Source organism: Erythrobacter litoralis, assembly GCF_001719165.1.
Classification (GTDB): domain Bacteria; phylum Pseudomonadota; class Alphaproteobacteria; order Sphingomonadales; family Sphingomonadaceae; genus Erythrobacter; species Erythrobacter litoralis.
This window is the reverse complement of sequence record NZ_CP017057.1, coordinates 1,867,532-1,893,464: the sequence shown is the minus strand read 5'-3', so window position 1 is coordinate 1,893,464 and position 25,933 is coordinate 1,867,532. Positions and strand designations below refer to the sequence as shown.

At 65.4% G+C, this 25,933-nt stretch carries 25 protein-coding genes; 18 read left to right on the top strand and 7 right to left on the bottom strand.

The features are described from left to right. Nucleotides 1-58: 58 nt before the first annotated feature. The 4 genes from Ga0102493_RS09045 to lepB all read right to left on the bottom strand — a co-directional run bounded on the left by Ga0102493_RS09045 (nucleotide 59) and on the right by lepB (nucleotide 3,174). Entirely contained in the window at nucleotides 59-460 is a 402-nt protein-coding gene (locus Ga0102493_RS09045; RefSeq protein ID WP_034901045.1) for a cupin domain-containing protein, read from the bottom strand. A gap of 152 nt (nucleotides 461-612) precedes the next feature. Continuing rightward, nucleotides 613-1,521, bottom strand: a complete 909-nt coding sequence (era, locus tag Ga0102493_RS09040) for a GTPase Era (protein ID WP_034901048.1) — start codon at nucleotides 1,519-1,521, stop codon at nucleotides 613-615. Nucleotides 1,522-1,627: 106 nt separating this feature from the next. Then, nucleotides 1,628-2,338 (bottom strand): ribonuclease III, encoded by a 711-nt coding sequence (gene rnc / locus Ga0102493_RS09035; RefSeq protein WP_034901050.1) that lies wholly within the window; start codon nucleotides 2,336-2,338, stop codon nucleotides 1,628-1,630. Further along, nucleotides 2,335-3,174, bottom strand: coding sequence for a signal peptidase I (gene lepB / locus Ga0102493_RS09030; protein WP_034901052.1), 840 nt, complete (start codon nucleotides 3,172-3,174; stop codon nucleotides 2,335-2,337). The genes rnc and lepB overlap by 4 nt, the downstream gene beginning before the upstream one ends. 50 nt (nucleotides 3,175-3,224) lie before the next feature. On the opposite strand from lepB, the gene pgi reads away from it, so the two are divergent. The 17 genes from pgi to Ga0102493_RS08945 all read left to right on the top strand — a co-directional run bounded on the left by pgi (nucleotide 3,225) and on the right by Ga0102493_RS08945 (nucleotide 21,193). Then, entirely contained in the window at nucleotides 3,225-4,757 is a 1,533-nt protein-coding gene (gene pgi / locus Ga0102493_RS09025; protein WP_034901054.1) for a glucose-6-phosphate isomerase, read from the top strand. Between the two features lie 193 nt (nucleotides 4,758-4,950). Further along, nucleotides 4,951-5,340 (top strand): hypothetical protein, encoded by a 390-nt coding sequence (locus Ga0102493_RS09020; RefSeq protein ID WP_034901056.1) that lies wholly within the window; start codon nucleotides 4,951-4,953, stop codon nucleotides 5,338-5,340. Nucleotides 5,341-5,409: 69 nt separating this feature from the next. Further along, the gene (locus Ga0102493_RS09015; protein WP_150132446.1) at nucleotides 5,410-5,841 is read left to right on the top strand and encodes an energy transducer TonB; all 432 of its coding nucleotides are present in this window, start codon (nucleotides 5,410-5,412) and stop codon (nucleotides 5,839-5,841) included. 221 nt (nucleotides 5,842-6,062) lie between these two features. Continuing rightward, nucleotides 6,063-7,529: a DEAD/DEAH box helicase gene (locus Ga0102493_RS09010; RefSeq protein WP_034901060.1), complete on the top strand. Its 1,467-nt coding sequence runs from the start codon at nucleotides 6,063-6,065 to the stop codon at nucleotides 7,527-7,529. A gap of 64 nt (nucleotides 7,530-7,593) precedes the next feature. Continuing rightward, nucleotides 7,594-8,949 (top strand): glutathione-disulfide reductase, encoded by a 1,356-nt coding sequence (gene gorA, locus Ga0102493_RS09005; protein ID WP_069297492.1) that lies wholly within the window; start codon nucleotides 7,594-7,596, stop codon nucleotides 8,947-8,949. Nucleotides 8,950-8,987: 38 nt separating this feature from the next. Then, nucleotides 8,988-10,016, top strand: coding sequence for an NAD-dependent epimerase/dehydratase family protein (locus Ga0102493_RS09000; protein ID WP_034901064.1), 1,029 nt, complete (start codon nucleotides 8,988-8,990; stop codon nucleotides 10,014-10,016). A gap of 91 nt (nucleotides 10,017-10,107) precedes the next feature. Beyond that, on the top strand, nucleotides 10,108-11,640 hold the full coding sequence (locus Ga0102493_RS08995) for an acyl-CoA carboxylase subunit beta (RefSeq protein ID WP_034901066.1): 1,533 nt from the start codon (nucleotides 10,108-10,110) through the stop codon (nucleotides 11,638-11,640). Nucleotides 11,641-11,693: 53 nt separating this feature from the next. Continuing rightward, nucleotides 11,694-12,317 carry a hypothetical protein gene (locus Ga0102493_RS08990; protein ID WP_150132445.1) on the top strand — a complete coding sequence of 208 codons (624 nt, stop codon included), beginning with the start codon at nucleotides 11,694-11,696 and terminating at the stop codon, nucleotides 12,315-12,317. Nucleotides 12,318-12,325: 8 nt separating this feature from the next. Next, the gene (gene mce / locus Ga0102493_RS08985; protein ID WP_034901069.1) at nucleotides 12,326-12,775 is read left to right on the top strand and encodes a methylmalonyl-CoA epimerase; all 450 of its coding nucleotides are present in this window, start codon (nucleotides 12,326-12,328) and stop codon (nucleotides 12,773-12,775) included. A gap of 24 nt (nucleotides 12,776-12,799) precedes the next feature. After that, nucleotides 12,800-13,588: an enoyl-CoA hydratase-related protein gene (locus Ga0102493_RS08980; RefSeq protein ID WP_034901071.1), complete on the top strand. Its 789-nt coding sequence runs from the start codon at nucleotides 12,800-12,802 to the stop codon at nucleotides 13,586-13,588. 88 nt (nucleotides 13,589-13,676) lie between these two features. Continuing rightward, a complete protein-coding gene (gene scpA, locus Ga0102493_RS08975; RefSeq protein ID WP_034901074.1) occupies nucleotides 13,677-15,830 on the top strand; it encodes a methylmalonyl-CoA mutase in 2,154 nt (717 codons plus the stop codon). A 2-nt stretch (nucleotides 15,831-15,832) separates the two neighbouring features. Beyond that, the gene (locus Ga0102493_RS08970; RefSeq protein ID WP_034901076.1) at nucleotides 15,833-16,306 is read left to right on the top strand and encodes a DUF6998 domain-containing protein; all 474 of its coding nucleotides are present in this window, start codon (nucleotides 15,833-15,835) and stop codon (nucleotides 16,304-16,306) included. Continuing rightward, the gene (gene bioB / locus Ga0102493_RS08965) at nucleotides 16,303-17,313 is read left to right on the top strand and encodes a biotin synthase BioB (RefSeq protein WP_034901078.1); all 1,011 of its coding nucleotides are present in this window, start codon (nucleotides 16,303-16,305) and stop codon (nucleotides 17,311-17,313) included. Before Ga0102493_RS08970 ends, bioB begins: the two co-directional genes overlap by 4 nt. A 7-nt stretch (nucleotides 17,314-17,320) precedes the next feature. Further along, nucleotides 17,321-18,118 carry a heme-dependent oxidative N-demethylase family protein gene (locus tag Ga0102493_RS08960; RefSeq protein ID WP_034901079.1) on the top strand — a complete coding sequence of 266 codons (798 nt, stop codon included), beginning with the start codon at nucleotides 17,321-17,323 and terminating at the stop codon, nucleotides 18,116-18,118. Beyond that, nucleotides 18,112-18,522, top strand: coding sequence for a lysozyme inhibitor LprI family protein (locus Ga0102493_RS08955; RefSeq protein WP_034901081.1), 411 nt, complete (start codon nucleotides 18,112-18,114; stop codon nucleotides 18,520-18,522). Before Ga0102493_RS08960 ends, Ga0102493_RS08955 begins: the two co-directional genes overlap by 7 nt. An 86-nt stretch (nucleotides 18,523-18,608) precedes the next feature. Next, nucleotides 18,609-20,669 carry an acetyl-CoA carboxylase biotin carboxylase subunit gene (locus Ga0102493_RS08950; RefSeq protein WP_034901083.1) on the top strand — a complete coding sequence of 687 codons (2,061 nt, stop codon included), beginning with the start codon at nucleotides 18,609-18,611 and terminating at the stop codon, nucleotides 20,667-20,669. 239 nt (nucleotides 20,670-20,908) lie between these two features. Beyond that, nucleotides 20,909-21,193 (top strand): hypothetical protein, encoded by a 285-nt coding sequence (locus Ga0102493_RS08945; protein ID WP_034901085.1) that lies wholly within the window; start codon nucleotides 20,909-20,911, stop codon nucleotides 21,191-21,193. Nucleotides 21,194-21,227: 34 nt separating this feature from the next. Here the strand turns inward: Ga0102493_RS08945 and Ga0102493_RS08940 are convergent, their stop codons facing one another. From Ga0102493_RS08940 to Ga0102493_RS08930, 3 genes are read right to left on the bottom strand one after another with little or no spacing between them, the layout of a single operon-like run. Then, entirely contained in the window at nucleotides 21,228-22,010 is a 783-nt protein-coding gene (locus Ga0102493_RS08940; protein WP_051697591.1) for a cyclase family protein, read from the bottom strand. Nucleotide 22,011: 1 nt separating this feature from the next. Beyond that, entirely contained in the window at nucleotides 22,012-23,148 is a 1,137-nt protein-coding gene (gene aroB / locus Ga0102493_RS08935) for a 3-dehydroquinate synthase (protein ID WP_034901086.1), read from the bottom strand. Further along, nucleotides 23,145-23,714 carry a shikimate kinase gene (locus tag Ga0102493_RS08930; protein WP_034901088.1) on the bottom strand — a complete coding sequence of 190 codons (570 nt, stop codon included), beginning with the start codon at nucleotides 23,712-23,714 and terminating at the stop codon, nucleotides 23,145-23,147. The genes aroB and Ga0102493_RS08930 overlap by 4 nt, the downstream gene beginning before the upstream one ends. A gap of 274 nt (nucleotides 23,715-23,988) precedes the next feature. Here Ga0102493_RS08930 and Ga0102493_RS08925 point away from each other — a divergent pair, with 274 nt between their 5' ends. Then, entirely contained in the window at nucleotides 23,989-25,902 is a 1,914-nt protein-coding gene (locus tag Ga0102493_RS08925; RefSeq protein WP_051697592.1) for a hypothetical protein, read from the top strand. The last annotated feature ends 31 nt before the right edge of the window (nucleotides 25,903-25,933 follow it).

Below are 25,933 nucleotides of genomic sequence, written 5' to 3'. Positions count from 1 at the left end.
GCCTCTCTCCATTCGCTGCTTCTTCGGATTACGTGCGGTCCGGCTAAGGCGGAGTAGCTTACTCGGTTGCCTGGCCGTCCCATTCCTCGTCTCGATGACGCGCTTCCGCTTCCTCCTTGGTTGCGTGGACGATTCCGTCCAGGTGCTCGGGAGGTCCGTAGATGGTGTATAGCCGCAGTGGCTCCGAGCTGTTGTTGATCACGTTGTGGCGGGCGCCGGCAGGGACAATGACTGCGAAGTCATCTTCGACCGGATTGGCAACGCCGTCGATCTCGATGACACCGTCACCTTCCTCAATCCGGAAGAACTGGTCGCGGTCAGGGTGAACCTCCGCGCCGATGTCACACCCTGGGGGTAAGGTCATCAAGACAAGTTGGAGGTTTTTGCCGGTATAGAGAACACGGCGAAAATCGTCGTTCTCAAGCGTCTGCTTCTCGATATTGTTGCAGTAGCCCTTCAATGTTTCCCCCTATTTCTGTCCAGTTAAGACTACCACAATCGCTTGCGGTGCACGAGACGACAAATGTCGGCCTTGGGTCGTTAGCGGAATGACCGCTTTTTTCCCGGCATCGCCCTTAGCAGACGCTCGCAGAAGCGGTTTGCCCGAAAGGTCTACTTCACCCAGTCGAGCCCCATTTCCTCGAACAGCTCCTTGTCCTCGCTCCAGTTCTCCAGCACCTTCACGTGCAGGAACAGGTGGACCTTGATACCCAGCAGTTCCGCCAGTTCCGTCCGCGCCGCCTCGCCGATCGCCTTGATCCGCTGGCCGCCCTTGCCCAGCACGATCGGGCGCTGGCTTTCGCGGGCGACCACGATCTGCTGGTGGATCTCGAGACTGCCGTCGGGGCGGTGCTGGTAGAGTTCAGGCCGCACCGCGCTGTCATAGGGCAGTTCCTCGTGCAGCTGGCGGTAGAGCTGTTCGCGCGTGATTTCCGCCGCGAGTAGGCGTTCGGACGCATCGGAGACCTGGTCCTCCGGATACATCCACGGGCCGTCCGGCATCAGCGCCGCGAGCGCGTCCTTCATCTCGCCAACGCCTTCGCCGTTGAGCGCGGAGATGAAGAAAATTTCGGCGAAATCGACCTTTTGCGAAAGCTCCTGCGCCAGCGCGAGCAGCGGCTCCTTCTTCGAGATATCGACTTTGTTGAGCACGAGGATTTTACGTTCGGGCCGTCCGGCCAGCGCCTCGAGCAGGGGCTCAAGTTCATGCCGCCGCTGCTTGAACGGATCGACCAGCAGCACGATCGCATCGGCGCTTTCCGCGCCCTCCCACGCCGCGCTAACCATTGCCCGGTCGAGGCGACGGCGCGGCGCGAAGATGCCGGGCGTGTCGACGAGGATCATCTGCGTCGTCGGTTTCTGGGGCCCATGCAGCGCGATGCCGAGCATCCGCGCGCGCGTCGTCTGCGCCTTGGCGCTGGTGATTGCGACCTTCTGGCCGACCAATTGGTTGACGAGGGTCGACTTGCCCGCGTTCGGCGCGCCGATCACGGCCACGACGCCGCATCTTTGTTCGGTCATTGCATGACCTCCTCGCCGCTGTTTCCTCCGCTGCGCTGCGGACCGGCTGCGGGCGGCCGCTTGGCCTTTTGAAACCTTACGGTTTCGGGGGGTGGTGGCGCTTTGCTCATCCGTATTGCTCCAGGAATTTCTGCGCGGCGAGCCGTTCGGCCTCGCCCTTGCTCGATGCTGTCGCCTCGGCGCTGCCGACGCTGGGGATGGTGACTTCGACGGTGAAACGTGCCGCGTGGTCGGGGCCGCTGCGGTCGGTCACCTGATAGCTCGGCATGGCCCGACGATTGCCCGCGGCCCATTCCTGCAGCGCGCTCTTGGGATGCTTGGCCTTGCCCGCATCGCCCGCGAGTTCGCCGTCCCACAGGCGGTAGATGATGGCCTTCGTATGGTCGAAGCCGTTTTCGACGAAATTCGCCCCGATCAGCGCTTCCATCGCATCGCCGAGGATCTTGTCGCTGTCCGCCCCGCCATCCTCACGCGCCTGCTTGCCGAGCCGGATATGTTCGGGAACGCCGAGAGCGCGGGCGATCCGGGCGCAGGTCCGCCCGCTCACCAGCGCGTTGAGACGCTGCGAAAGTCTCCCCTCGGGCGCGTCATGGGCATGGTAGAGCCAGCTCGCCACCGCAAGGCCAAGTACGCGGTCGCCCAGGAACTCGAGCCGCTGGTAATCCAGCTCGCGCCCACCGGACCCCGCGCCGGGATTGCTGCCGTTGAAGCTGCCATGGGTGAGCGCTTCGAGCCAGACGCGCTCCTCCTTGATGTCGAAGCCCGCTTCGACCAGCCAGTCGCGCGTGCCGGCGGCAAGGTCGCCCGGGCCGCTCACAGGCGTTTTCCGATCCGGTCCCAGCGCGCCGCCGTGAACCAGGTCCAGGGCTTCAACCATTCGGCGCTGCCATCGGTCGACCACATGATGACGCTCGCCTCGCCGACGAGGTTTTCGAGCGGCACGAGCCCGACCGCGTCGCCGACACTGGCGGGAAAGCGGCTGTCGCGCGAATTGTCGCGGTTGTCGCCCATCACGAACATGTGCCCCCCCGGTACAGTGACGGGGAGCATGCTGTCGGCCCCGGTGAGCCCGAAATCGAGCACTTCGTACTGCCGCCCGCCCGGCAGCGTCTCGCGAAAGCGGGTATAGGCGCACACCGCGCTGCCGTCCGCGCGGATGATCCGGTTGCCGCCCCAGGCGCAGGTCGTGTTGGGCGAGACCGCGATTTCGAAATCAGCCAGTGCCGCGCGCGGGACCAGTTCGCCGTTCAGCACGATCTGCCCGCCGATCACCCCGACCGTATCGCCAGGCAGGCCGATGACGCGCTTGATATAGTCCGAACTGTCGAGCGGATGCTTGAAGATCACGATGTCGCCGCGCTCGGGCATGCTTGCCAGCACGCGGCCTTCCATCAGCGGGGCGTCAAAGGGCAGCGAGTGGCGCGACCAGCCATAGGGCCATTTCGCCGCCAGCAGGTAATCGCCGTTGACGAGGCGGGGCAGCATGCTTTCCGACGGGATCGAGAAGGGCGAGAAGACCAGCGTGCGAAAGGCCACCACGGCCAGCAGCACCAGCACCAGGAACCGGGCAAAGCCGAACCAGCTTTCGTCCTTTTCCCGGCTCTCCTCGGCTTGCGCCGGGGCCTCGGGCACGGTTTGGGTCTTAACATCCATCGCCAGTCCCCTTACTCGCACCCCGTCCAAAGCGCCAAGGGGTTTGCCGTATGAGTGATCCGATATCCGCCGCATGGGAGCGTCTCGACGCGCTCCAGCCCGCCACGCTCGAAACGCTGTTCGCGAACGATCCGGAGCGGGCGGCGAAGCTGTCGCGGCGGCTCGAATTCCGGCTGGGCGAACTCGGCGATGTCGGCATGCTGCTCGACTGGTCGAAGACGCATCTCGACGACGAAGCGCTCGGCGCATTCGAGGATCTCGCCGAAGCGTGCGATTTCCCTCGCATGCGCGAGGCGCTGTTTTCGGGCGGGATCGTCAACCCGACCGAGGGGCGCGCCGCCAATCACGGCGCGATGCGCGGGAGCGGGCCGGAACCCGAAGTCGAGGAAGCCGGAGCGCTGCTCGCGCGGATGGGCATGCTGGCAGGGGCGATCCATGACGACGCGCTGGGCGAGGTCAAACACCTCATCCATATCGGCATTGGCGGGTCGGCCCTCGGCCCGGCGATGGCGGTCGATGCGCTGACCCGCGACGGGGCCCGGGTCGATGTCCATGTCGTCTCGAACATAGACGGGCTCGCGCTCGAACAGGCCTTTGCCGCCTGCGATCCGGCGACGACGCTTGTCGCCATCGCTTCAAAGACATTTACCACGACCGAGACGATGACCAATGCTGCGAGCGCGCTCAAATGGCTGGGGGAAAGGGGCGTCTCCGATCCCTATGGCCGGGTCATCGCACTCACCGCGAACCCGGAAGTGGCGGTCGAATGGGGCGTGGATGAAACCCGCATCCTGCCTTTCCCTGAAAGCGTGGGCGGTCGCTATTCGATCTGGTCCTCGATCGGCTTTCCGGTCGCGCTCGCCTGCGGGATGGACGATTTCCGCGCGCTGCTGGCCGGGGCGAAGGCAATGGACGACCATTTCCGGACAAGCGATGGGCGCGCCAACGCCCCGCTGCTCGCCGCCTTTGCCGACCAGTATTATGCGCGCCTGAGGGGGTGTCAGACGCGCGCCGTCTTCGCCTATGACGAACGCCTCGCGCTCCTGCCCGATTATCTCCAGCAGCTCGAAATGGAATCGAACGGCAAACGGGTCACTGTCGATGGCGAACCCGTGGAGCGCCCGACCGCGGCAGTGACATGGGGCGGGGTGGGGACAGATGCGCAGCATGCCGTGTTCCAGCTGCTCCACCAGGGCACGCATCTCGTGCCGGTCGATTTCATCGCCTCGATCGCGCCGGGCGACCTGCTCGATCCTGCGCATCACCGCTCACTGCTGATGAACTGCCTCGCGCAGGGAGCGGCGCTGATGGCCGGAAGCGAGGCGGACGATCCGGCGCGCTGTTATCCCGGCGACCGGCCGAGCGCGATGATCCTTGTGGACGATATCGACGCTGCCACGCTCGGCGCACTGATCGCCTTTCACGAACACCGGACCTTCGCCAATGCCGTGCTGATGCGGATCAATCCTTTCGACCAGTTCGGTGTCGAACTCGGCAAGGCGCTCGCCAAGCGGATCGACGCGGGGGAGGGCGATTTCGACCCGTCGACGACCGCGCTGATGAAGGCGGCGGGACTGGCCTGATAGGTTTTCCGACGCGTAATATATTCCACGCGCCCGATGCATAAATGCATGCTACCGGCGGGAAGTTATTCGAAGAGATACGATGATTGCCGAATCTTGCGAATTCGGCGCCTCGGTCAATTCGGATTGCGCGGCGGGAATCTGCCTTTAGGCTTGGCGCAACATGTCGCACACTTTCAGACGGACTTCTCCCATGACCCTGCGCCCCCTTTTCGCGGCTGCTGCCGCTGCCATCCTGCTTTCGCCCCCCGCCTTCGCACAGGACGCCGGGGTCGAGCATGCCGATGGAGCGACGCCGGTACGCCTCGTCGCATTCGACGGCGAGCAGGAGTTCCTCAAGACATCCAAGCGCCTGCGCATCTGGCGGGCTGCGGTCGGATACACGCTTTCGGTCGACGAGGCGGGCAAGGTCACGGGGTGCAAGCTCGTGAACGAGTTTCGCAAGAACTACGTCAACCAGATGCTGTGCGAGGTACTGGTCGAGCATCACACGTTCGAACCCGCCCACGACGCGAGCGGTGCGGCCGTGCCGGGAACCTATACTGCGCGCCTGGTCTACGAGGACCTGCGCGCGAAAACATGAACGCTGACGAAGTGCCTTGCGGGAACTGAGGGTTGTTTGGCAAGAAAACAAAGGAACGATTGTTCTTGAGTGAAGGTTGCCATGGTTGCTGTGCCGAATTCTCTCCGACAGTTCGCTTCTTGTCTCGCCGGAACTGGTCTCGCCTTTTTCGCCGCGCCTGCACTTGCCGATGGCGATACACCCCGAGGGCGCGGCCCCGCGCTCGTTTCGTTCGACGGACTTGACGAGCTTGCGGCCGAAGCGTCGCGGAACCGGATGCTTACCCAGGTCATGACCTATACGCTTACGGTCGGTCCGGACGGCAAAGTGGCGGATTGCCGTCTCGACCGCGAATTTCGCCGCAGATATGTTGCCACCGCATTGTGCCGTCGCCGGATCGAGCACCACGTTTTCGAACCTGCGCGCGACGCCAACGGCAATGCGGTCGAAGGCGCCTACACCGCTACAGTTGATTTCAGGATGTTCCTCGACCGGAAGGGCGGATCCGAACCTATTTGGTAGGCTGCGACCGTCAGACGCGATATCTTTTGACTTTCGGGCCCGGGAGGCCCATCTGTCAGCCCATAGAGGCAGGCAAGCCAGCGTGAAGCGGCGGTCGTGACACGACCGCCCCGGTGCCGGCCTCTTTCGTTCCCAGACTTCCCAATTCACGCGGGCGGTTTCAAACCCCGCGCTTCGCACGCCCATTTCGCGCGTGCGCTTCGCACATCATGCGAGTTTTCATGACACGATTTTCAGACCTCGGGCTTTCCCAGCCCGTTCTTCAGGCGCTCGAGCTCAAGGGCTACGACGTGCCGACCCCGATCCAGGCGCAGGCGATCCCGCCAGTGCTCGCGGGGCGCGACCTGCTCGGCATCGCACAGACCGGCACCGGCAAGACGGCGGCCTTCATGCTGCCCTCGATCGACCGGTTGCGCGCCAGCGACAACCGCATTCCCTTCAAGAGCTGCCGCATGCTGGTGCTCGCCCCGACCCGCGAACTCGCGGTGCAGATCTCCGCGAGCGCCAAGGATTACGGCGCGCTCGCCGGGCTCAAGGTGCAGGTCATCGTCGGCGGAACCAGCGTCAACAAGGACCGCAACAAGCTCCACCGCGGCACCGATATCCTCGTCGCGACGCCGGGCCGCCTGCTCGATCTCATCGACCAGAACGCCTTCAACCTTTCGGGCGTCGAAGTGCTCGTTCTCGACGAAGCGGACCAGATGCTCGACCTCGGCTTCATCCATGCGCTTCGCAAGATCCGCGATCTGGTGCCCAAGGAGCGCCAGACGCTGTTCTTCAGCGCGACCATGCCCAAGGCGATCAAGGAGCTGGTGAACGGCTATTGCACCAATCCGGTGCAGGTGTCGGTAACGCCCGAAAGCTCGACCGCCGAGCGGATCGACCAGTATCTCTTCATGGTCCAGCAGGACGAAAAGCAGTCGCTGCTCGAGATGATCCTGTCGGGCCGTCACGAGGTTCCGGGCAAGACCGAACGCGTGCTGATCTTCGCCCGTACCAAGCACGGGGCCGACCGCGTCGTGAAGCGGCTGTCGCAGCGCGGCATCGCGGCGAACGCGATCCACGGCAACAAGTCGCAGGGCCAGCGTCAGCGCGCGCTTGACGAATTCCGCTCTGGGCGCACCCAGATCCTGGTCGCGACCGATGTGGCTGCGCGCGGGATCGACATTCCGGGCGTCTCGCACGTCATCAATTACGAACTCCCGAACGTACCCGAACAATATGTCCACCGCATCGGCCGCACCGCACGGGCCGGGCGTGACGGGATCGCGATCGCGTTCTGCGCCGAGGACGAGCGCGCCTATTTGAAGGACATAACCCGCACGACCGATGCGGAATTCGAGCGCCTACCTCTGCCGGACAATTTCCGCGCCGTGGTCGAGGGTGTCGGCCCGGTGAAGCCGCCCGTGCGCGGCGCTACGCGGGTCTCGCAGAAAAAGGTCAAGCCGCGTCCTGCGGGCGCATCGAAGCGTCCCGAAAGGCAGGGCGGCGAGGAAACCCGTTCCAAGCCGAAGCATCCCGCCCGCAAGGGGCGGCCCAATCGCTCCGGCGGTGAACGTTCCGGCGGTCAGTCGGGCCAGCGTTCCGGCGGTCAGGGCGGTCAGGGCGGTCAGGGCGCGGGCGGCCAGCGCCGTCGTCGCGGTCCGCGCCGGGCCGGTGCTGGCGGGGGCGGCGGCCCGCGCGGCTAGACGCTTCCCTTGGCAAGCGGGCCTCTCGCCTGCATAGCGCCCCGGCAAATCCAACGGAGGCGAGATGTCCGCTAGCGAATACGATTACGACCTCTTCACCATCGGCATCGGCTCGGGCGGGACCCGCGCGAGCCGCATTGCCGCGGGCCACGGCGCGCGGGTCGCTGCGGCCGAGGAATACCGCGTGGGCGGGACCTGCGTCATCCGCGGCTGCGTTCCCAAGAAGATGCTCGTTTACGGCGCCCATTTCGCCGAGGATCTCGAAGATGCGCTGAGCTTTGGCTGGAGCGTCGAGGGCAAGAGCTTTGACTGGGTCAAGCTGCGCGACCATGTCCAGAGCGACATCACGCGGCTCGAAGGGCTCTACACCCAGACGCTCGAGAATCATGACGTCACCGTGTTCAAGGAGCGCGCCCGGATCACCGGCGAGCATGAGATCACGCTCGAAAGCGGCAGGACCGTCACCGCCGCGCATATCCTCATCGCCACCGGCGCGCGCCCGCACGTTCCCATGTGCGAAGGCAGCGAGCACATCATAACCTCCAACGAGGCGTTTCATCTGGACGAGGTGCCGCGCCGCGTCCTGATCCTTGGCGGCGGCTATATCGCCAATGAATTCGCCGGCATCTTCAACCAGTTCGGCGGCAAGGTGACGCTCGCCAACCGCTCGGACACGATCCTGCGGTCCTATGACGAGGCGCTGCGCGACCGGCTGCTCCAGATCTCGCTCACCAAGGGGATCGAGTTCCTGTTCAACACCAGGTTCGAATACATCCGCAGGCGTGATGACGGCGCGCTCGACGTGAAGCTTGACGGCCATGACGAACGGGTGTTCGACGTCGTCATGGCCGCCACCGGCCGGATCGCCAACACCGAGGGGCTCGGGCTGGAAGAGGTCGGCGTCGAACTGGGCGAGCGCGGTGAGGTAAAGGTCGACGAATACAGCAAGACGAACGTGGACCACATCTACGCCGTCGGCGACGTGACCGACCGGGTGCAGTTGACGCCGGTCGCGATCCGCGAAGGCCATGCCTTCGCCGACACCGTCTTCGGCAAGAACGGGCCGGTAAAGGTCGATCATTCCTGCATCCCGAGCGCTGTCTTCAGCCACCCGCCCATCGCCGCGGTCGGCATGACCGAGGGCGAGGCGCGCAACACGCTCGGCAACGTCAAGGTCTACCAGGCCGATTTCCGCCCGATGAAGCATGTCGTCGCGGGCCGAAGCGAGCGCGGGCTTTACAAGATGGTGGTCGATGCAGCGAACGACCGGGTGGTCGGCCTCCACATGATCGGTCCTGAATCGCCCGAAATCATGCAGATGGCCGCGGTCGCGGTGAAGGCTGGGCTGACAAAGGCGGATTTCGATGCGACCATGGCGATCCATCCGACCATGGCCGAGGAGCTGGTGCTCTTCAAATAGGCCGCGAACTGCATCGGGGGCAGGCGAGGGAGAGACGCATGGCTGAAACGGTGCTGGTGACCGGCGGGACCGGCTATATCGCGGGTGAGATCATCGATCTGCTGCTGCGATCGGGCAAGACGGTCCATACCACGGTCCGAAACCGCTCGAAGAGCGAGCCGCGCCTGCGCGATCGCTGGCGCGATGCGGGCGAGGCCCTGCGGGTTTTCGAGGCCGATCTCGAAAACGATTCCGGCTGGGCCGAGGCGATGGAGGATTGCGACGCGGTCGCCCATGTCGCCTCGCCCTTTCCGCTCAAGACTCCGAAACATCCCGACGAACTGGTCAAACCGGCGCGTGCGGGCGCCTTGCGGGCGCTGGAATGCGCGAAGAAGGCGGGAGTTACGCGTTTCGTCCTTACCAGCTCCGCCGCCGCGATTGCCTATGGCCACCCCCCGGGCAGGGACCATTTCACCGAAGAGGACTGGACGGTTCTCGAAAATCCCGACGTGCCACCCTATCACCGCTCCAAGACGGTCGCGGAAAAGGCCTCGCGCGAATGGGTCGCCCAGAATGCGCCCGACATGGCGTTCTGCTCGATCAATCCGGTCGCGGTGCTCGGCCCGGTCCATGACGATGACCTGTCGACCTCGATCGAACTGGTTCGCAAGCTGCTCACCGGCGAGATTCCAGCGCTGCCCGATGCGGGTTTCGGCATCGTCGACGTTCGCGACGTCGCGCTCGCCCATGTCCGCGCGCTTGACGCGCCGCCAGAGGCAGTGCGGGGCGAGCGTTTCGCGGTGTCGGACAGGTTCCTGTGGATGCGCGACATTGCCGAGGTGCTGCGCGAGCGCGTCCCCGATCTCGCGCGCAAGGTGCCGGAGCGCCGCCTACCGTCCTTCGTGGTCAGGATGCTCGCGCCCTTCATGGCCGATATTAGGCAGGTGAAGACCGAACTCGGTCGCCACCGCGACGTTTCGGGCGATCATGCGCGCGAAGTGCTCGGCATCGACTACATCACCGCTGTGGACAGCATCGAGGCGACCGCGCGCAGCCTTGTCGAAAAGGGCATCGTGGACCCGCGCTGAGGCCATCCCGAGCGATTTTGATACGTTGACGCTCGGGCAAGGCTACGGCAACGACCCGCCAGACATTCGAACAATCGAGGGGCCCCGTGCAATGTCCGCCAATATCGCCGAAATGGAACGCCGCCGCGAAGCATCCCGGATTGGCGGCGGGCAGAAGCGCATCGACGCGCAGCACGCCAAGGGCAAGCTGACCGCGCGCGAACGGCTCGACGTTCTGCTCGATGAAGGCAGCTTCGAGGAGCTCGACACCTATGTCGAGCATGACTGCACCGATTTCGGGATGGAGGCGCAGAAGATCCCCGGCGACGGCGTCGTCACCGGATCGGGCACGATCAACGGCCGCCTCGTCTATGTCTTCTCGCAGGATTTCACCGTCTTCGGCGGCTCGCTGTCGAAACGGCACGCGGAAAAGATCTGCAAGGTGATGGACACCGCGATGAAGGTCGGCGCGCCGGTCATCGGCCTCAACGATTCGGGCGGCGCGCGCATCCAGGAAGGCGTCGACAGCCTTGGCGGGTATGCCGAGGTGTTCCAGCGCAACGTGCTGGCGAGCGGCGTGGTTCCGCAGATCAGCCTCATCATGGGGCCGTGTGCTGGCGGGGCGGTCTATTCGCCGGCCATGACCGACTTCATCTTCATGGTGAAGGATTCATCCTACATGTTCGTCACCGGCCCGGACGTCGTGAAGACCGTGACGGGCGAGGTCGTCACGCAGGAGGAACTGGGCGGCGCGATCACGCACACGACCAAGACCTCGGTTGCCGACTGCGCCTTCGAGAACGACATCGAGACGCTGCTCGCGACGCGGGAATTCTTCAATTACCTGCCGCTCTCCAACCGCGAGGACGTGCCCGAATTTCCGGTGAACGATCCGTGGGACCGCGAGGAGCCAAGCCTCGACACGATCATCCCCGACAACGCCAACCAGCCCTATGACATGCACGAGGTGATCGCGAAGACCCTCGATGAGGGCACCTTCTTCGAGATCCAGCCGGCCCACGCCGCCAACATCATCTGCGGGTTCGGCCGGGTAGAAGGGCGCACGGTCGGCGTGGTGGCGAACCAGCCGATGGTCCTCGCGGGCGTGCTCGACATCGCGAGCGCCAAGAAGGCCGCGCGCTTCGTGCGGTTCTGCGACGCGTTCGAGATTCCGATCGTCACCTTCGTCGACGTGCCCGGCTTCCTCCCCGGCACCGCGCAGGAACTGGGCGGCATCATCAAGCACGGGGCGAAGCTGCTTTTCGCCTATGCCGAGGCGACCGTTCCCAAGATCACGATCATCACGAGGAAGGCATACGGCGGGGCCTATGACGTGATGGCGTCGAAGCACCTGAGGGGCGATCTCAACTACGCCTGGCCCACCGCCGAAATCGCGGTGATGGGCGCGAAGGGCGCTGTGGAGATCATCTTTCGCCAGGACCGCGACCACCCCGAAAAGATCGCCGAGAAAACCAAGGAATACGAGGACCGCTTCGCCAACCCCTTCGTCGCGGCTTCACGCGGCTATATCGACGAGGTGATCCACCCGCACGCGACGCGGCGCAGGGTGGCGCTGGGGCTGAGGCGGCTGCGGACGAAGCAGCTCGAGAACCCGTGGAAGAAGCATGACAATATTCCGCTGTGAGGTGACCAGTGCGCGCCGTTCAGCCTCTAGGGACCAAAGGTAGCCTCAAATGGATGCAGCTTGCGGCCAGCCGCAAGGCGCGCTCGCTTGAACAGTCAATTCTGTCTCGTGTTGAAAATGCGTCGCGGATCGACTGGGTGAGCCCGCTCGAAGGCGATGATTTCGCCGAGTATCGCGACTCTGCGTTTCTGCAAGTGCTGGGGTTGCCTCATCTTGATGGGGACTTGGCGCGCTTCTGGCCGAAAGGCGGCCCGCAGTGGGACGCGCTTGGGAAGACCGACAATGGCTGCGCCCTGCTGGTCGAGGCAAAAGCGCATATCGACGAGTTTTGCTCGCCGCCTTCACAAGCATCCGAGGCATCTTTGGAGAGAATCAAGGCATCTCTGGTCTGGGCTGCCATGCAATTGGGCGTGGCGCGAATGGATGCTGAGAGGTGGCACAGGCAGTTTTATCAATACGCCAACCGTCTCGCGCATCTGGTCTGGCTCCGAAGCCTCGGAGTTGACGCCTACCTCGTAACGGTGGATTTCTGTTGCGATGACGAGATGAACGGACCCAGCTCGTCCGAGGCGTGGGAAGCGGCCTATGTGGCGGCCGAATACGCGCTCGGCATACCTAAGCGCCATTCCCACAGCCGGTATATCCTCCACGTCTATCCCGACGTGCGCTCCATATGAGGTGAAAAATGAAACTCGGCCGTCTCAACCACATCGGGGTCGCGACCCCCTCCATCGCGGATTCTATAAAGCATTACCGCGACACAATGGGCGCGACGCATATCCATGAGCCGTTCGACCTCGAGGAGCAGGGCGTGAAGGTCTGCTTCGTCGACACGCCCACCGACAGTGGCATGAACGGCACCCAGATCGAGCTGATCGAGCCGCTCGGCGAAAAATCGACCATTCGCGGCTTTCTCGAAAAGAACCCGCTGGGCGGGCAGCACCATGTCTGCTTCGAGGTCCCCGACATCGCCGAAGCGCGCGCCGAATTCGAGGAAATGGGCAAGCGCATCCTCGGCCCCACCCGCATCGGTGCCCACGGCACGCCTATCTTTTTCGTCCATCCCAAGGACATGCAGGGCATGCTTACGGAAATCATGGAGACGCCCCGCGAAGGTGCGCACTGGTCCAACTGACGGCTAGACAACCGGAGAAAACCCTTGTCCGACTACGAAACCATCCGCGTCGAGCGCGACGGCCCGCTCACCATCATCACCCTCAACCGCCCAGAGCGGCTCAATGCCATGCCGCCGCAGATGGCGGACGAGCTGGGTCAGGCCTTCTACGATCTCGGCGATACGCGCGCGGTGCTGATCACGGGCGAGGGCAAGGGCTTCTGTTCGGGTGCCGACCTGTCCGCGCGCGGCAGCGGCAGCGCATTGGGCGGCAAGGGCGGCAGCCACGAGGCGCTTATCCAGCATTACAATCCGGCGGTGAGCCAGCTGATCCGCGCCGATGTGCCGGTGATCTGCGCGGTCAACGGACCGGCCGCGGGTGTCGGGTGCAGCCTCGCGCTGGCGGCGGATTTCACCATCGCGGCCAAAAGCGCCTATTTCCTGCAGGCTTTCGTCAATATCGGCCTCGTGCCCGATGGCGGATCCACCTGGCTGCTCACCCGCGCGATCGGCCGGGCGCGCGCCACGCGCATGATGATGCTGGGCGAGAAGATCTCCGGCGAACAGGCCGAGGAATGGGGCCTCGTCTACAAGTGCGTCGATGACGATGCGCTGATGGACGAGGCGAGGGCGCTGGCGACCAAGCTCGCCAATGGCCCGACGCTCGCTTACGCCCACATCAAGCGCAACATCGCCACCGCGATCGACCAGAACCTGCAGATGGTGCTGCTCGCCGAAGCCGAAGCGCAGCGCATCGCGGGTGGCAGCGAGGATGCGATGGAGGGCGGCATGGCCTTCCTTCAGAAGCGCAAACCCGAATTCAAGGGGCGTTAGGCAACCGCCGGCCCCTTTCACGCGTTAATCGCAACCGGCCCCCGGCGCATCTTTCGCCGGGGGCGTCCTTTCGTCTATGAGCGCTCGCATGACCGACAAACCGACTCCCGCCGACTGGAAAGCCCTCGCCGACAAGGAGGTGAAGGGCCGCGATCTTACGTGGAACACGCCCGAGGGCTTCGAGATCAAGCCGCTCTACACGGCCGACGATCACGCGGACTGGGACCCTGGCCTGCCCGGCTTTGCCCCGTTCACGCGCGGGGTGAAGGCGAGCATGTATGCCGGGCGCCCTTGGACGATCCGGCAATATGCGGGCTTTTCCACTGCCGAGGAATCGAACGCCTTCTACCGCCGCAATCTCGCCGCGGGACAAAAGGGGCTGTCGGTCGCCTTCGACCTCGCCACCCATCGCGGCTATGACAGCGACCATCCGCGCGTCGTCGGCGATGTCGGCAAGGCGGGGGTCGCGATCGACACCGTGCGCGATATGGAGATCCTGTTCGACCAGATTCCGCTCGATGAAATGAGCGTGTCGATGACCATGAACGGCGCGGTCATCCCGGTCATGGCGTTCTACATCGTCGCCGCCGAACGATCGGGCGTCAGTCAGGAGAAGCTTTCGGGGACCATCCAGAACGACATCCTGAAAGAGTTCATGGTCCGCAACACCTATATCTACCCGCCCGAACCCAGCATGCGGATCGTCTCGGACATCATCGCCTACACCTCGGCCAACATGCCGCGTTTCAACAGCATTTCGATCTCGGGCTATCACATGCACGAGGCCGGGGCGACGGCGGTGCAGGAGCTCGCCTTCACCATCGCCGACGGCAAGGCGTACGTGGAGCGCGCGATGGATGCGGGGCTCGATATCGACGCCTTTGCGCCGCGCCTGTCGTTCTTCTTCGGCATCGGCATGAACTTCTTCATGGAAATCGCCAAGCTGCGCGCCGCGCGCACGCTGTGGTACCGGGTGATGGACGATCTGGGCGCCAAGTCCGACAAGTCGAAGATGCTGCGCACCCACTGCCAGACCTCCGGCGTCAGCTTGCAGGAGCAGGACCCCTACAACAACGTCATCCGCACCACGATCGAGGCGATGGCGGCGACTTTGGGCGGGACGCAGTCGCTCCACACCAACGCGCTCGATGAGGCGATCGCTCTACCCACCGATTTCTCCGCCCGCATCGCGCGCAACACGCAGCTCGTGCTTCAGGAGGAAAGCGGCATCACCAATGTCGTCGACCCGCTCGGCGGTTCGCACTACATCGAAGCACTGACGGCGACGCTGGTGGACGAGGCGGAAAAGCTGATCGCCGAGGTCGATGCTTCGGGCGGAATGACGGCCTATGTCGATGCAGGCGCGCCGAAGGCCGCGATCGAGCGCGCGGCGGCGGAAAAGCAGACCCGGGTCGACCGGGGCGAGACGGTTATCGTCGGGGTCAACAAGTATAGGAAGGACAAGGAAGACCCGATCGAGACGCTCGACATCGACAATGCCAAGGTCCGCAAGGGCCAGATCGAGCGAATCGAATGGGTCCGGTCGAACCGCGACGAGGACGCCTGCCGAAGGGCGCTCGCGGCGCTGACCGAGGGCTGCAAGGCGGGCGGCAACGTGCTCGAACTCGCGGTCGAGGCGGCGCGCCACGATGCGACGCTGGGTGAAATCTCCGCCGCGATGGAAGAGGTGTTCGGCCGCCACGATGCGACGCCCAAGCCGGTGAGCGGCGTCTACAAGACCGCGTATGAATTCGACAAACGTTGGGAACAGGTGACGAGCGGCATCGAGGCGGTCGAGCGGCGCATGGGGCGTAAGCCCAAGATCATGGTCGCCAAGATGGGCCAGGACGGCCACGATCGCGGCGCCAACGTGATCGCATCCGCCTTCTCCGACATGGGCTTCGAAGTCGTCTCCGGCCCGCTGTTCCAGACGCCAGAGGAAGCGCGCGACATGGCGCTTGAAAACGGCGTCGACGTGGTCGGCTGCTCGAGCCTTGCCGCCGGGCACAAGACGCTCATCCCCGAACTGATCCGGCTTTTGAAGGAAGCGGGCCGCGCCGATATCAAGGTGACGGCCGGCGGCGTGATCCCGGCAAGCGACTACGACTTCCTGCGCGAGGCGGGCGTGCAGGGGATCTACGGCCCCGGCTCGAACGTGGTCGAATGCGCGGCGGATATCCTGACGCTGCTCGGGCACAATATGCCGCCGCTGGGAGAAGGGCTGGACGAGGCGGCGGAGTGAGTATGAAGTTCAGGCTACCCCCTCACGTCCAAGAGTTGGTTGCGGCTCGGAATAAGCTGAAAGATCATTTCGCGGCCTATGACCTTCGTTTTACGTTCGATGGAAATCTCGTTGGAGACCTAGGCGAAGCGGTAGCCGCTGATCTTTTCGGGCTCAGATTGACTGGGCGCAGTAATGAAGGAATCGACGGCTACGCGCCGGATGATCGATCGGTTCAGGTTAAGGCGAGCGGGACGCGTCGCGGCCCAGCATTTCGTCCTGTCGAGACGAAGGCCGACCATCTCATTGTTCTGCATCTCGACTACGAGGCGTGCGAGGGCGAGGTGATCTATAACGGTCCAGAGGGAAGGGTTGTTTCTGAGCTTTTACCGGAAAGCTGGACAGGGCAGCATACAGTAAATCTTCGTGGCCTGCTGAAATTGAATGACGGCGTCGCTGATGAAGATCGGTTGCCAATGATCGGAAGTAACCAATGACCCACCTCCGCACCGACTGGACCCGCGAAGAGATCGCGACCCTCTTCGACCTCCCCTTCACCGAACTGGTCTTCCGCGCCGCCAGCGTCCACCGCGAGAACCACCCGCCGGAGCAGGTCCAGCTCTGCACCCTGCTCAGCATCAAGACCGGCGGATGCCCGGAGGATTGCGGCTATTGCTCGCAGTCGGTCCACGCGGACAGCGGTGTCGAGGCGACCAAGCTGATGGACGTGCAGGCCGTGCTCCAGCGCGCGGCTCAGGCGAAGGATGCCGGCAGCCAGCGGTTCTGCATGGGCGCGGCGTGGCGCAATCCCAAGGACCGCGACATGCCCAAGATCGTCGAGATCGTGAAGGGCGTGCGCGACATGGGGATGGAGACCTGCATGACGCTGGGGATGCTCGAGCCGCACCAGGCGGACATGCTCGCGGAAGCAGGGCTCGACTACTACAACCACAACATCGACAGCTCGCCCGAGTATTACGAGCGGGTGATCTCGACGCGCGATTTCCAGTGCCGGCTCGATACGCTCGATCACGTCCGAAGCGCGGGCATCAACGTATGCAGCGGCGGGATCGTCGGCATGGGCGAGACGCGCGAGGACCGGGTGGGCTTCATCCACACGCTTGCGACCCTGCCCGAACATCCCGAAAGCGTGCCGGTCAACGCGCTCGTCCCGGTGAAGGGCACGGTGCTTGGCTACATGCTCGAAGGCACGCCAATGGCGAAGATCGACGACATCGAATTCGTCCGCACCGTTGCGGTCGCGCGCATCACAATGCCGATGTCGATGGTCCGCCTTTCCGCAGGTCGCGAAAGCATGTCCGAGGCGACGCAGGCGCTGTGCTTCCTCACGGGTGCGAATTCGATCTTCACCGGCGACAAGCTCCTGACCGCGCCCAATGCGGGCGACGACAGCGATGGCGCGCTGCTGGCGAAGCTGGGCATGACCGCGCTCAAGGGCGAGGAACCGGCGCGCGCGGCGAAGGCCACCGAACCCGCCGAGTGAGGTCGGCGTGACCCTCGGCTTTTGCGTCGATGCGTTGCTGCCCAAGGCGCGCGGGGGCGGACAGCTTCGCATGGGGCTCAGCCGATTGAGCGAGGGGGAATGGCTGCAGCCTGATCCCGATCTCGCAGCGCGAGCCGATGCTTTCGACGAATGGCCCGAAGCCGTTCAGCTCACTCCTGAGGCCGAGGCGCCGGGCCGCGAACTCGCTGCCATGCTGGGGGTGAACGGCGCTCTGCCGGAAGCCGCCCGCGCCGCGCACGAGGACATGTGCCTCCTCACCCGCGCCAAAAACGAAGAAATCTACCGCCTGATCGGAGCCGCCGTCGCCTGGCCGACCGACTGGCGCCCCGCCGACAAGCTGGGGCTGCCGCTGCGCGCGCTCCATGCGCCGATCGCAGGTTACGACGAGCAGCTTGCGACCGGGGTCGACCGCTTCATGGCGACCCTGCGGCCCGGCATTATCTATGGCCGCTGCAACTGGTTCATCGCCCCGACGGGCGCGCGCCGTTGGCTGGCCGAGGGCGAGCCCCACGAACAATTCGCCCATGTCACGCCGGACAATGCAGGCGAGGCGCTGTTCGTGCGCTCCGAACGCCAGACCCTGCGCCGCCTGCCCGAAACGAACGCGATCCTTTTCACCATCGGCGTCCACGTCGAACCGCTCGGCACGCTGGCGGCGCAAAACGTCGCCATGCTCGCCCGCGCTGTCGAAACGCTCGTCTCAGGCGAAGGCGACAGGCGCGGCGCCCCGGCCTATGCTGACGCGCTGACCGCCTTCGCTGCCGAAAGGACGCCGCCTTGCTGACCCTTCTCGCCCCGCTTGCCATGATGCAGGCAGCGCCGCCCAACGCGGACTGGAACTGCGAGGAACCCACGCGCCAGCAGGAAATGAACTGGTGCGCCGCGCAGGAATACGAGAAGGCCGATCTCGCGCTCAATCGTCAATGGAAGGAAACCGCCGCCGCGATGAAGGCGCGCGACGTGGCATGGCAGGACAATTCCATGCGCCCCGACGCCCGCCCCGGCTTCTTCGCCAGCCTGCTCGAAGCGCAGCGCGCATGGCTGAAATTCCGCGACGCGCATTGTCGGCTCGATGGTTATTATGCCCGGGGCGGGAGCCTTGAACCGCTGCTCGTCTCCACCTGCCGCACCGCGCTCACCGAGATGCGCACCCGCGAATTGCGCGAGCTTGCCCAAGCGAACCCATGAGCGCGCAAATCCGATAGGTTGCGGGCCGCGCGAGGAGGCGGCATAGGCCTTGGCCACGAATTGCGCATTTGCTCGGAGGGGTTCGCTTGTTCTCGAAAATCCTGATTGCCAATCGCGGCGAGATCGCCTGCCGTGTGATCACCACGGCGCGCAAGATGGGGATCGCTACCGTCGCGGTCTATTCGGATGCCGACCGCCACGCGCCCTTCGTCAAGATGGCGGACGAGGCGGTCCATATCGGCCCTTCGCCCGCGGCCGAAAGCTATCTCCTCCCGGAAAAGATCATCGCCGCGGCGAAGCAGACCGGGGCCGAGGCGGTGCATCCGGGCTATGGCTTCCTGTCCGAGCGCGCGAGCTTCGTCGAGGCGCTTGACAAGGAGGGCATCGCCTTCATCGGTCCGCCCGCGAATGCGATCGCTGCGATGGGCGACAAGATCGAGAGCAAGAAGCTCGCCCGCGAGGCGGGTGTCAATGTCGTCCCCGGCTTCGTCGGCGAGATCCGCGATACCGACCATGCGGTCGAGATATCGAACGACATCGGATACCCGGTGATGATGAAGGCCAGCGCCGGGGGCGGGGGCAAGGGAATGCGGCTCGCCTGGTCCGAAAAGGACGTCCGCGAGGGCTTCGAGGCGACCAAGCGCGAGGGACTGAATTCCTTCGGCGATGACCGTGTCTTCATCGAGAAGTTCATCGAGAACCCGCGCCACATCGAGATCCAGATCCTCGGCGACAAGCACGGCGACGTGCTTTACCTGAACGAGCGCGAATGTTCGATCCAGCGCCGCCACCAGAAGGTGGTGGAGGAAGCGCCTTCGCCCTTCGTGACGCCCAAGATGCGAAAGGCGATGGGCGAGCAGTGCGTCGCTCTGGCGCAGGCGGTGGGCTATCATTCGGCGGGTACGGTCGAACTGATCGTAAGCGGCGCGGACCCGACCGGCGAAAGCTTCTACTTCCTCGAAATGAACACCCGCCTGCAGGTCGAACACCCCGTTACCGAGGCGATCACCGGCATCGACCTCGTCGAGCAGATGATCCGCGTGGCCGCGGGCGAAAAGCTTTCGATGAGCCAGGACGACATCGGCATTCACGGCTGGTCGATCGAGAACCGCGTCTATGCCGAGGACCCCTATCGCGGCTTCCTCCCCTCGACAGGGCGCCTCACGCACTATTCGCCCCCGATCCCCGGCTGGAGCGAGGAGGACGAGGTTCAGGGCAAGGCCCGGCGCGGCGTAGCGCACGGGCCAGGCTCGATCCGGGTCGATGACGGCGTGTTCGAAGGCGGCGAGGTGTCGATGTTCTACGACCCGATGATCGCCAAGCTGATCACCTGGGCCCCGACCCGTGACGAGGCAGCGGACCTCCAGGTCGAGGCGCTCGACCGCTTTCGCATCAAGGGGCTTGGCCACAATGTCGATTTCCTCAGCGCGATCATGCAGCACCCGCGTTTCCGTTCGGGTGCGCTGACCACGGGTTTCATCGCGGAGGAATATCCCGACGGTTTCGAAGGCGCGCCGGTCAGCGAAGATTTCGAACGGCGGCTCGCGGCGATCTGCGCGGGCAATGAATTCACCCTGCAAAGCCGCGCGCGGCGCATTTCGGGCCAGCTCGACGGCGATGACGGGCGCGAGGGCGTCCAGCGCGTCACCAGCGAATGGCTCGTCAAGCTGGGCGACAAACGCTTCGAAGTGTTGCTGGGCGATGGCCATGCGGTGGTGGACGGCCACCGCGTCGAAGGGACCTGCGACTGGATGCCCGGCATGACGCAGGCGACCGCAACCGATGCAGACGGCAACGCGTTCGGCCTCATCGTCGAACGCGCGGGCAATCGCTGGGTCGTGACGACCCGCGGCGCGGCGCATCATGCGCTGGTCCTGCCGCTGAGGCTTTCCGCCCATGAAAGCCTGATGATCGAAAAGGAACCGCCGGACCTTTCCAAGATGCTCATCTGCCCGATGCCCGGCGTTCTCGTTAAGCTGCATGTCGCCGAAGGCGAGGCGGTCCAGCCGGGCCAGCCGCTCGCCACTGTCGAGGCGATGAAGATGGAAAACATCCTGCGCGCCGAGAAGGAAGGGACGATCGCAAAGATCAACGCCGGCGAGGGAGAGAGCCTTGCCGTCGATGCGGTGATCCTCGAGCTCGAATAGGGCCCTGTCGCCGCGCTGCCCTTGCGGACAAGGGCTTTTGCGAATGAAAGAAAGTGATTCCAGCCGGAAATTTGCGTGAAGCCTGCGCTCACGATCGACAGTTTCACTTGTAAATCTGCGGCAATCTTCGCTCACCGCCTGCCAATTCACGTAAATGTGATGGTCGCCGCGCCCGCTGGACGGGACAATCCACAATGCGATTCGCACCAATCGGGGTGTGTTTCGCGAGGGGATCGGACATGGCACGCAAAGGAACAGGGTATTTCGACCGCAAGGGTCACTTCTTCAAGAACGCCAAGGACGCGACGGCGAGCGACATCGCCGCGCTGCTGGGTCAGATCGGCGATGGCGAAAGCCTTGCGCCCGGTATCGCGCACCTGCTGATTGAAAGGCGCGCGGATATCGAACGCCTCTTCGCGGAACACGATGCGATGATGGCCGAAGAGGGTGTCGGCGCACAGGGCGGCAAGGTAACCGACATTTCGGACAAGCTCGCCAAGACCCCCGCGCGGCCGGTCGGCTGAACGACGCGCCGGGCAGGATCAACCCCAGGCGGTATCAGTCCCCGACCAGCGCGACAGCCCGGATCCATCCCGCGCTTGCCCGCTCGATCTTGACCGGAAAGCAGGACAGGGTGAAGCCGCTCGCGGGGAGCGTTTCCAGATTGGTCAGCTTCTCGATCTGGTAATAGGGCCGGATGCGCCCGGCCTTGTGGCCTTCCCAGATGATCGAGGGGTCGCGCGTGTCGGCCCAGCGCCGGGCCGTGTGACTGAAGGGCGCGTCCCAGCTCCACGCATCGGTCCCGACCACCTCGACGCCCCTTTCGGTCAGCCAAAGCGTCGCCTCGGCGCCCAGCCCGACGCCCTGATCGGTGAAATTTTCGGTCCCGTAGACGGCGCCTGACTGCACCAGCACGATGTCAAGAGGCCTGAGCTCATGCCCGACCCGCGAAAGCTCTGCCTCGACCTCGGCGGCGCTGACGACATGACCGTGGGGAAGCGCAGAGAAATCGAGTTTCACTCCGGGGCGAAAGAAGCGGTCGAGCGGGGCCTCGTCGATGCTGGGGGCAGGGCGCGCACCCCCGGAATCGCCGACGCCGGTGGTCGAATGGTAATGCCACGGCGCGTCCATGTGGGTGCCGTTGTGAGTCGAAAGTTTCACCTGCTCGACCGCCCAGCCTTCACCGTCCGGGAGGTCTTCCTTGCGAAGGCCCGGGAAGAACATCGCGATCTGCTCCCACGTGCTCTCATGCGTCATGTAGGTCACGCGCGGGCGCATGACTTCGGGGTCGGAGACCACATCGTTGGTGATCGGAATCGACAGGTCGATGAAGCGGGTCATCTCAGTGCGCCTGCAATTGTTCATCGAGGAACGCCGCGACATTGGCGAGGTCGACGTCGCGCGCCATATGGGCTTCGCCGATGCCGCGCAGCAGGAGGAAGGGGAGCGTGCCCGAACCTTCCATCTTCTTGTCGTGGCGCATGTGATCGACCAGCGTCTCGCCGGTGCAATCCATCCCGAGCGCCGCGATTTCCGATGGTAGCCCGGCGGAAGCGATGACCCGCGATGTTCGCGCTGCATCCTCCTGCGCCAGTTCGCCCCGCCGCGCCGAATAGCGCGCGGCGAGCACCATGCCGAGCGCGACCGCTTCGCCGTGGAGGAGCCTGTCCGAAAAGCCCGTTTCCGCCTCCAGCGCATGGCCGAAAGTGTGGCCGAGATTGAGCAGGGCGCGGCGTCCACTCGTCTCGCGTTCGTCTTCGGCGACGATCCGGGCCTTGGCGGCGATGCTGGTCGCGATGGCATGGGCGAGCGGCTCCGCCTCGCGGGCGAGCACTGCCGTGCCGTTCGCCTCGAGCCATGCGAAGAAATCGGCATCGCCGAGCAGGCCGTATTTGAGCACTTCGGCATAGCCTGCGCGCATCTCGCGGTCGGGCAGGGTGTCGAGCACAAGCGCGTCGATGAGAACGATCGAAGGCTGGTGGAAGGCGCCTATCAGGTTCTTGCCCGCAGCGGTGTTGATCGCGGTCTTGCCCCCGACCGAAGAGTCGACCTGCGCCAGCAAGGTGGTGGGGATCTGGACGAAGCCGCAGCCGCGTTTCAGCACCGCGGCGGCGAAGCCGGTCAGGTCGCCCACGACACCGCCGCCAAGCGCGAAGACATGGTCCGAACGCGTGAGGCCGAGCGCCAGCAGCCAGTCGGTCAGCCTTTCGAGCACCGCCCAGCTTTTCGCGCCTTCGCCCGGTTCCGCGATGAACCATTCGGCCGCAAGGCCCGCTTCGGTGAGGCTGTCTTCGATCCGCCCGGCAAACAGGCGGTGCGTGTTGGCATCGGTCACGAAAGCCGCCTTGCGCCCCGTATCCTGCGGAAGGAAGGGCGCGGCATTGCGGGTGAAATCTTGGAGCACGCAGCCCCGCTCGATCACCACGTCATAGGAGCGCCCGGCGAGTTCGACCGGGACGGTCTGGCGGTTCGTTGTCATGCAAGATGGTCCTCGATCGCCTCGATGATCGCCCGGGCGGTGTCGGCATGCGGGCCGTTGACGCTCTCGACCCTGATCGGCGCCTCGGAGTAGAAGCCGCGGCGCTCCTCGGCGAGGCGGGCCAGGATCGCCTTCGGGTCGCCGCCGCGCAGCAGCGGGCGGGTGTTGCGACGCGCCGTGCGCTCGACCAGAGTGTCGACGTCGCAGTCGATCCACACCGCGATCGCCCGGTCGAGGATCAGAGCGCGCGTTTCCGGATCGACGAAGGCTCCGCCGCCGGTCGCGATCACGCCCGCTTGATCATCCATCAGTCGCGCGATGACGCGCCTTTCGCCGTCGCGAAAATAGGCCTCGCCGAATTCCTCGAAGATTTCGGGGATGGTGCGCCGGGCGGCTTCCTCGATCTCGTCATCGGCATCGGTGAAGCCGCGCGACAGCATTGCGGCAAGGCGCCTGCCGACGGTCGACTTGCCCACGCCCATTAGCCCGACCAGCACGACCGGACGGTCGATCCGCGCGGCGAGGCGGGCGATGCGCATATCGTCGAAGGCGGTGTCAGCGGACATTGCCGCATGGCCTATAGATGGGCTAGAGCCCGCGCAACATGTCTCGCTTTTCGCTCTCGCGTCAGGTTTCGCAAGGCCGCGTCGGCGCCCGTGTAGGCGGGCCGCGGCGCGCTGCCCGTGGGGGCAGGCCGCCGGCTGTGCGCGCCGTTATGCTGGGAGGGCTTGCGCTGGTGGCTCTGCTGACATTTGCCTGGATCGATGGCGGGGAAGAGCCGATCCATCCGATCGTCGAACCGGTCGAACTCGTGCCGGCCGCGCGCGGGGAGACCGCGCGATGAGGATCACGCGCGGAGCCGCCGGGGCGGCGGCATTCGCCCTTGCCGGAGCGCTTGGCGGCGCGCTGCTGGGCGGCGGGCTGGCAGGCTCCCTGGGGGCGCAGGACCGGCCCGAATCGCTCCTCCCGCCGGGCTTCGATGATCCCGCGCCGTCCCCTTCGCCCGCGCCTGCGCCGACCGGCCCTTCGACAGCCGCGCCGCGCCCCGCGCCCGCGCCTCCGGCAGCGCCGCAGACCGCGCCGAGGCTCGCCGAACCGGACGGGGATGCAGAGCCGGTGCGCCTGCCCGACGAATTGCCGCCAGTGCCCTCAATGTCGCCCGATCAGCTCGCGGGGCTCCCCACGCTCGCGGAGCTGGAGGAGTTGTCGCCGGACGAACTCGACGAGCTGCTCGGTCTCAAGCCTAAGTTCGACATCCCGCCCGCGGCGCGCCGTTCGCTGGCCGAGGTGGGCGTAATCGCTCCGTCCGAAGGCGGGTTCCGGACCGCTTCGATGGCCCGCCAGCCGGCCGCGCTGGTGCGCGCGATGCTGGCGGGAACGAGAACGCCGCTCGTCTCGCGCTGGGGGCATATCCTGATGCGCCGAGCGCTTGCCAGCCGTCTTGCCGCGCCCGAAGGCATGGACCCGGTCGAATTCGCGGCCCTGCGCGCAGGCGTGCTCAACCGGATGGGCGAACACATGGCAGCGCGCGCGATCGCCCAGGATGTCGATACGACGAACTGGGACGCAAGCCTCACCAACGAAGCGCTCGCCGCCTATGTCGCGCTGACCGATTTCACCGGCGCTTGCCCAGCGATCCGCCTGCAGGGATCGGCGCGCGAGGATGCGCAATGGGTGCTGTGGCAGGCGATCTGCAATGCCTATGCGGGCGAAGCCGCGCTTGCCGCCTCGCAGCTCGACCGGGCGCTCAACCAGGGCATCGCCCCGCGCATCGATGTGCTGCTCGCGCGGCGCTATGCGGGCGCAGCGGGACGCGGGCGGCGCGCGGTCGAGATCGAGTGGGACGAGGTCGAGGACCTCAATCCGTGGCGCTTCGGCCTTGCGACCGCGCTGGGTGAGCCGGTACCCGAACGCCTCCTCGCCGAGGCGAGCCCCTTCTACGCGCTCGCCGGAGCGCCCGCGCCGCAGCTCTCCCCTGCCGAGCGGCTCGGCTATGCGAGCCAGGCGGCGGCCGCAGGGGTGTTTTCCGCCGATGCGATGGTGAACCTTTTGAGCCAGGTCTATGCCGACACGGCGATCGGGGGCGAGCCTGCCGCCCGCGCGGGGGCGCTGCGCGAAGCCTATGTAGCGCCTGCGCCCGAAGACCGGATCGCGGCGATGCGGCGGCTGTGGGGCGACGGCGATGTGCCCGATTACGGCGCGCTGGTCGCAACCGCCTATGCCGCCGCCCGCGTTCCGGCGAGCGGGGCGCTGGCCGATGCGGCGGGCGATCTCATTGCCTCGATGCTCACTGCCGGGCTCGACCGCGATGCGGCGGCTTGGCGCGATGCGGTGGCCGAGGGAAGCGTGGGCTGGGCGCTCGTCGCGCTCGCCGATCCCGATGGCGGTGCAGCGAGCGAGAGCGCGGTGGACGCCTTCGTCGACGAATATGAAAGCGCGGCGCCGCGCAAGGCCGCGTTCCTCGTCGCCGGGCTGGCCGGGCTGGGCCGGATCGACGAGGGCGAGCGCGATTCCTTCGCCGCGCGGCTCGACGTCGATCTTTCGCGACAGTCCCGCTGGACCCGCACGATCGCGCGGGCGGCCGATTTCGATAACGCGGCGCTCGTCGCGATGCTGGCGGGGCTGGGGATGCAGGGCGCCGACTGGTCGCAGATGACCCCGCTCCACCTCTACCACATCGTCGCCAGCCTCAACCGGGTCGGGCTTGAAGCCGAAGCGCGGATGATCGCGGCGGAAGCGGTCGCGCGGGGATAGGGGCGGGGCCTTGTCCGCCGCTACCGAGGCC

Coding starts and splice junctions, on each gene's coding strand:
- aroB (WP_034901086.1), bottom strand. CDS start 23,148: ATGACAACGAACCGCCAGACCGTCCCGGTCGAACTCGCCGGGCGCTCC.
- gorA (WP_069297492.1), top strand. CDS start 7,594: ATGTCCGCTAGCGAATACGATTACGACCTCTTCACCATCGGCATCGGC.
- Ga0102493_RS08945 (WP_034901085.1), top strand. CDS start 20,909: ATGGCACGCAAAGGAACAGGGTATTTCGACCGCAAGGGTCACTTCTTC.
- bioB (WP_034901078.1), top strand. CDS start 16,303: ATGACCCACCTCCGCACCGACTGGACCCGCGAAGAGATCGCGACCCTC.
- Ga0102493_RS08995 (WP_034901066.1), top strand. CDS start 10,108: ATGTCCGCCAATATCGCCGAAATGGAACGCCGCCGCGAAGCATCCCGG.
- era (WP_034901048.1), bottom strand. CDS start 1,521: ATGACCGAACAAAGATGCGGCGTCGTGGCCGTGATCGGCGCGCCGAAC.
- Ga0102493_RS08970 (WP_034901076.1), top strand. CDS start 15,833: ATGAAGTTCAGGCTACCCCCTCACGTCCAAGAGTTGGTTGCGGCTCGG.
- Ga0102493_RS08940 (WP_051697591.1), bottom strand. CDS start 22,010: ATGACCCGCTTCATCGACCTGTCGATTCCGATCACCAACGATGTGGTC.
- Ga0102493_RS08990 (WP_150132445.1), top strand. CDS start 11,694: ATGCAGCTTGCGGCCAGCCGCAAGGCGCGCTCGCTTGAACAGTCAATT.
- Ga0102493_RS09010 (WP_034901060.1), top strand. CDS start 6,063: ATGACACGATTTTCAGACCTCGGGCTTTCCCAGCCCGTTCTTCAGGCG.
- Ga0102493_RS08925 (WP_051697592.1), top strand. CDS start 23,989: ATGAGGATCACGCGCGGAGCCGCCGGGGCGGCGGCATTCGCCCTTGCC.
- Ga0102493_RS08930 (WP_034901088.1), bottom strand. CDS start 23,714: ATGTCCGCTGACACCGCCTTCGACGATATGCGCATCGCCCGCCTCGCC.
- lepB (WP_034901052.1), bottom strand. CDS start 3,174: ATGGATGTTAAGACCCAAACCGTGCCCGAGGCCCCGGCGCAAGCCGAG.
- Ga0102493_RS09000 (WP_034901064.1), top strand. CDS start 8,988: ATGGCTGAAACGGTGCTGGTGACCGGCGGGACCGGCTATATCGCGGGT.
- Ga0102493_RS09020 (WP_034901056.1), top strand. CDS start 4,951: ATGACCCTGCGCCCCCTTTTCGCGGCTGCTGCCGCTGCCATCCTGCTT.
- scpA (WP_034901074.1), top strand. CDS start 13,677: ATGACCGACAAACCGACTCCCGCCGACTGGAAAGCCCTCGCCGACAAG.
- mce (WP_034901069.1), top strand. CDS start 12,326: ATGAAACTCGGCCGTCTCAACCACATCGGGGTCGCGACCCCCTCCATC.
- pgi (WP_034901054.1), top strand. CDS start 3,225: ATGAGTGATCCGATATCCGCCGCATGGGAGCGTCTCGACGCGCTCCAG.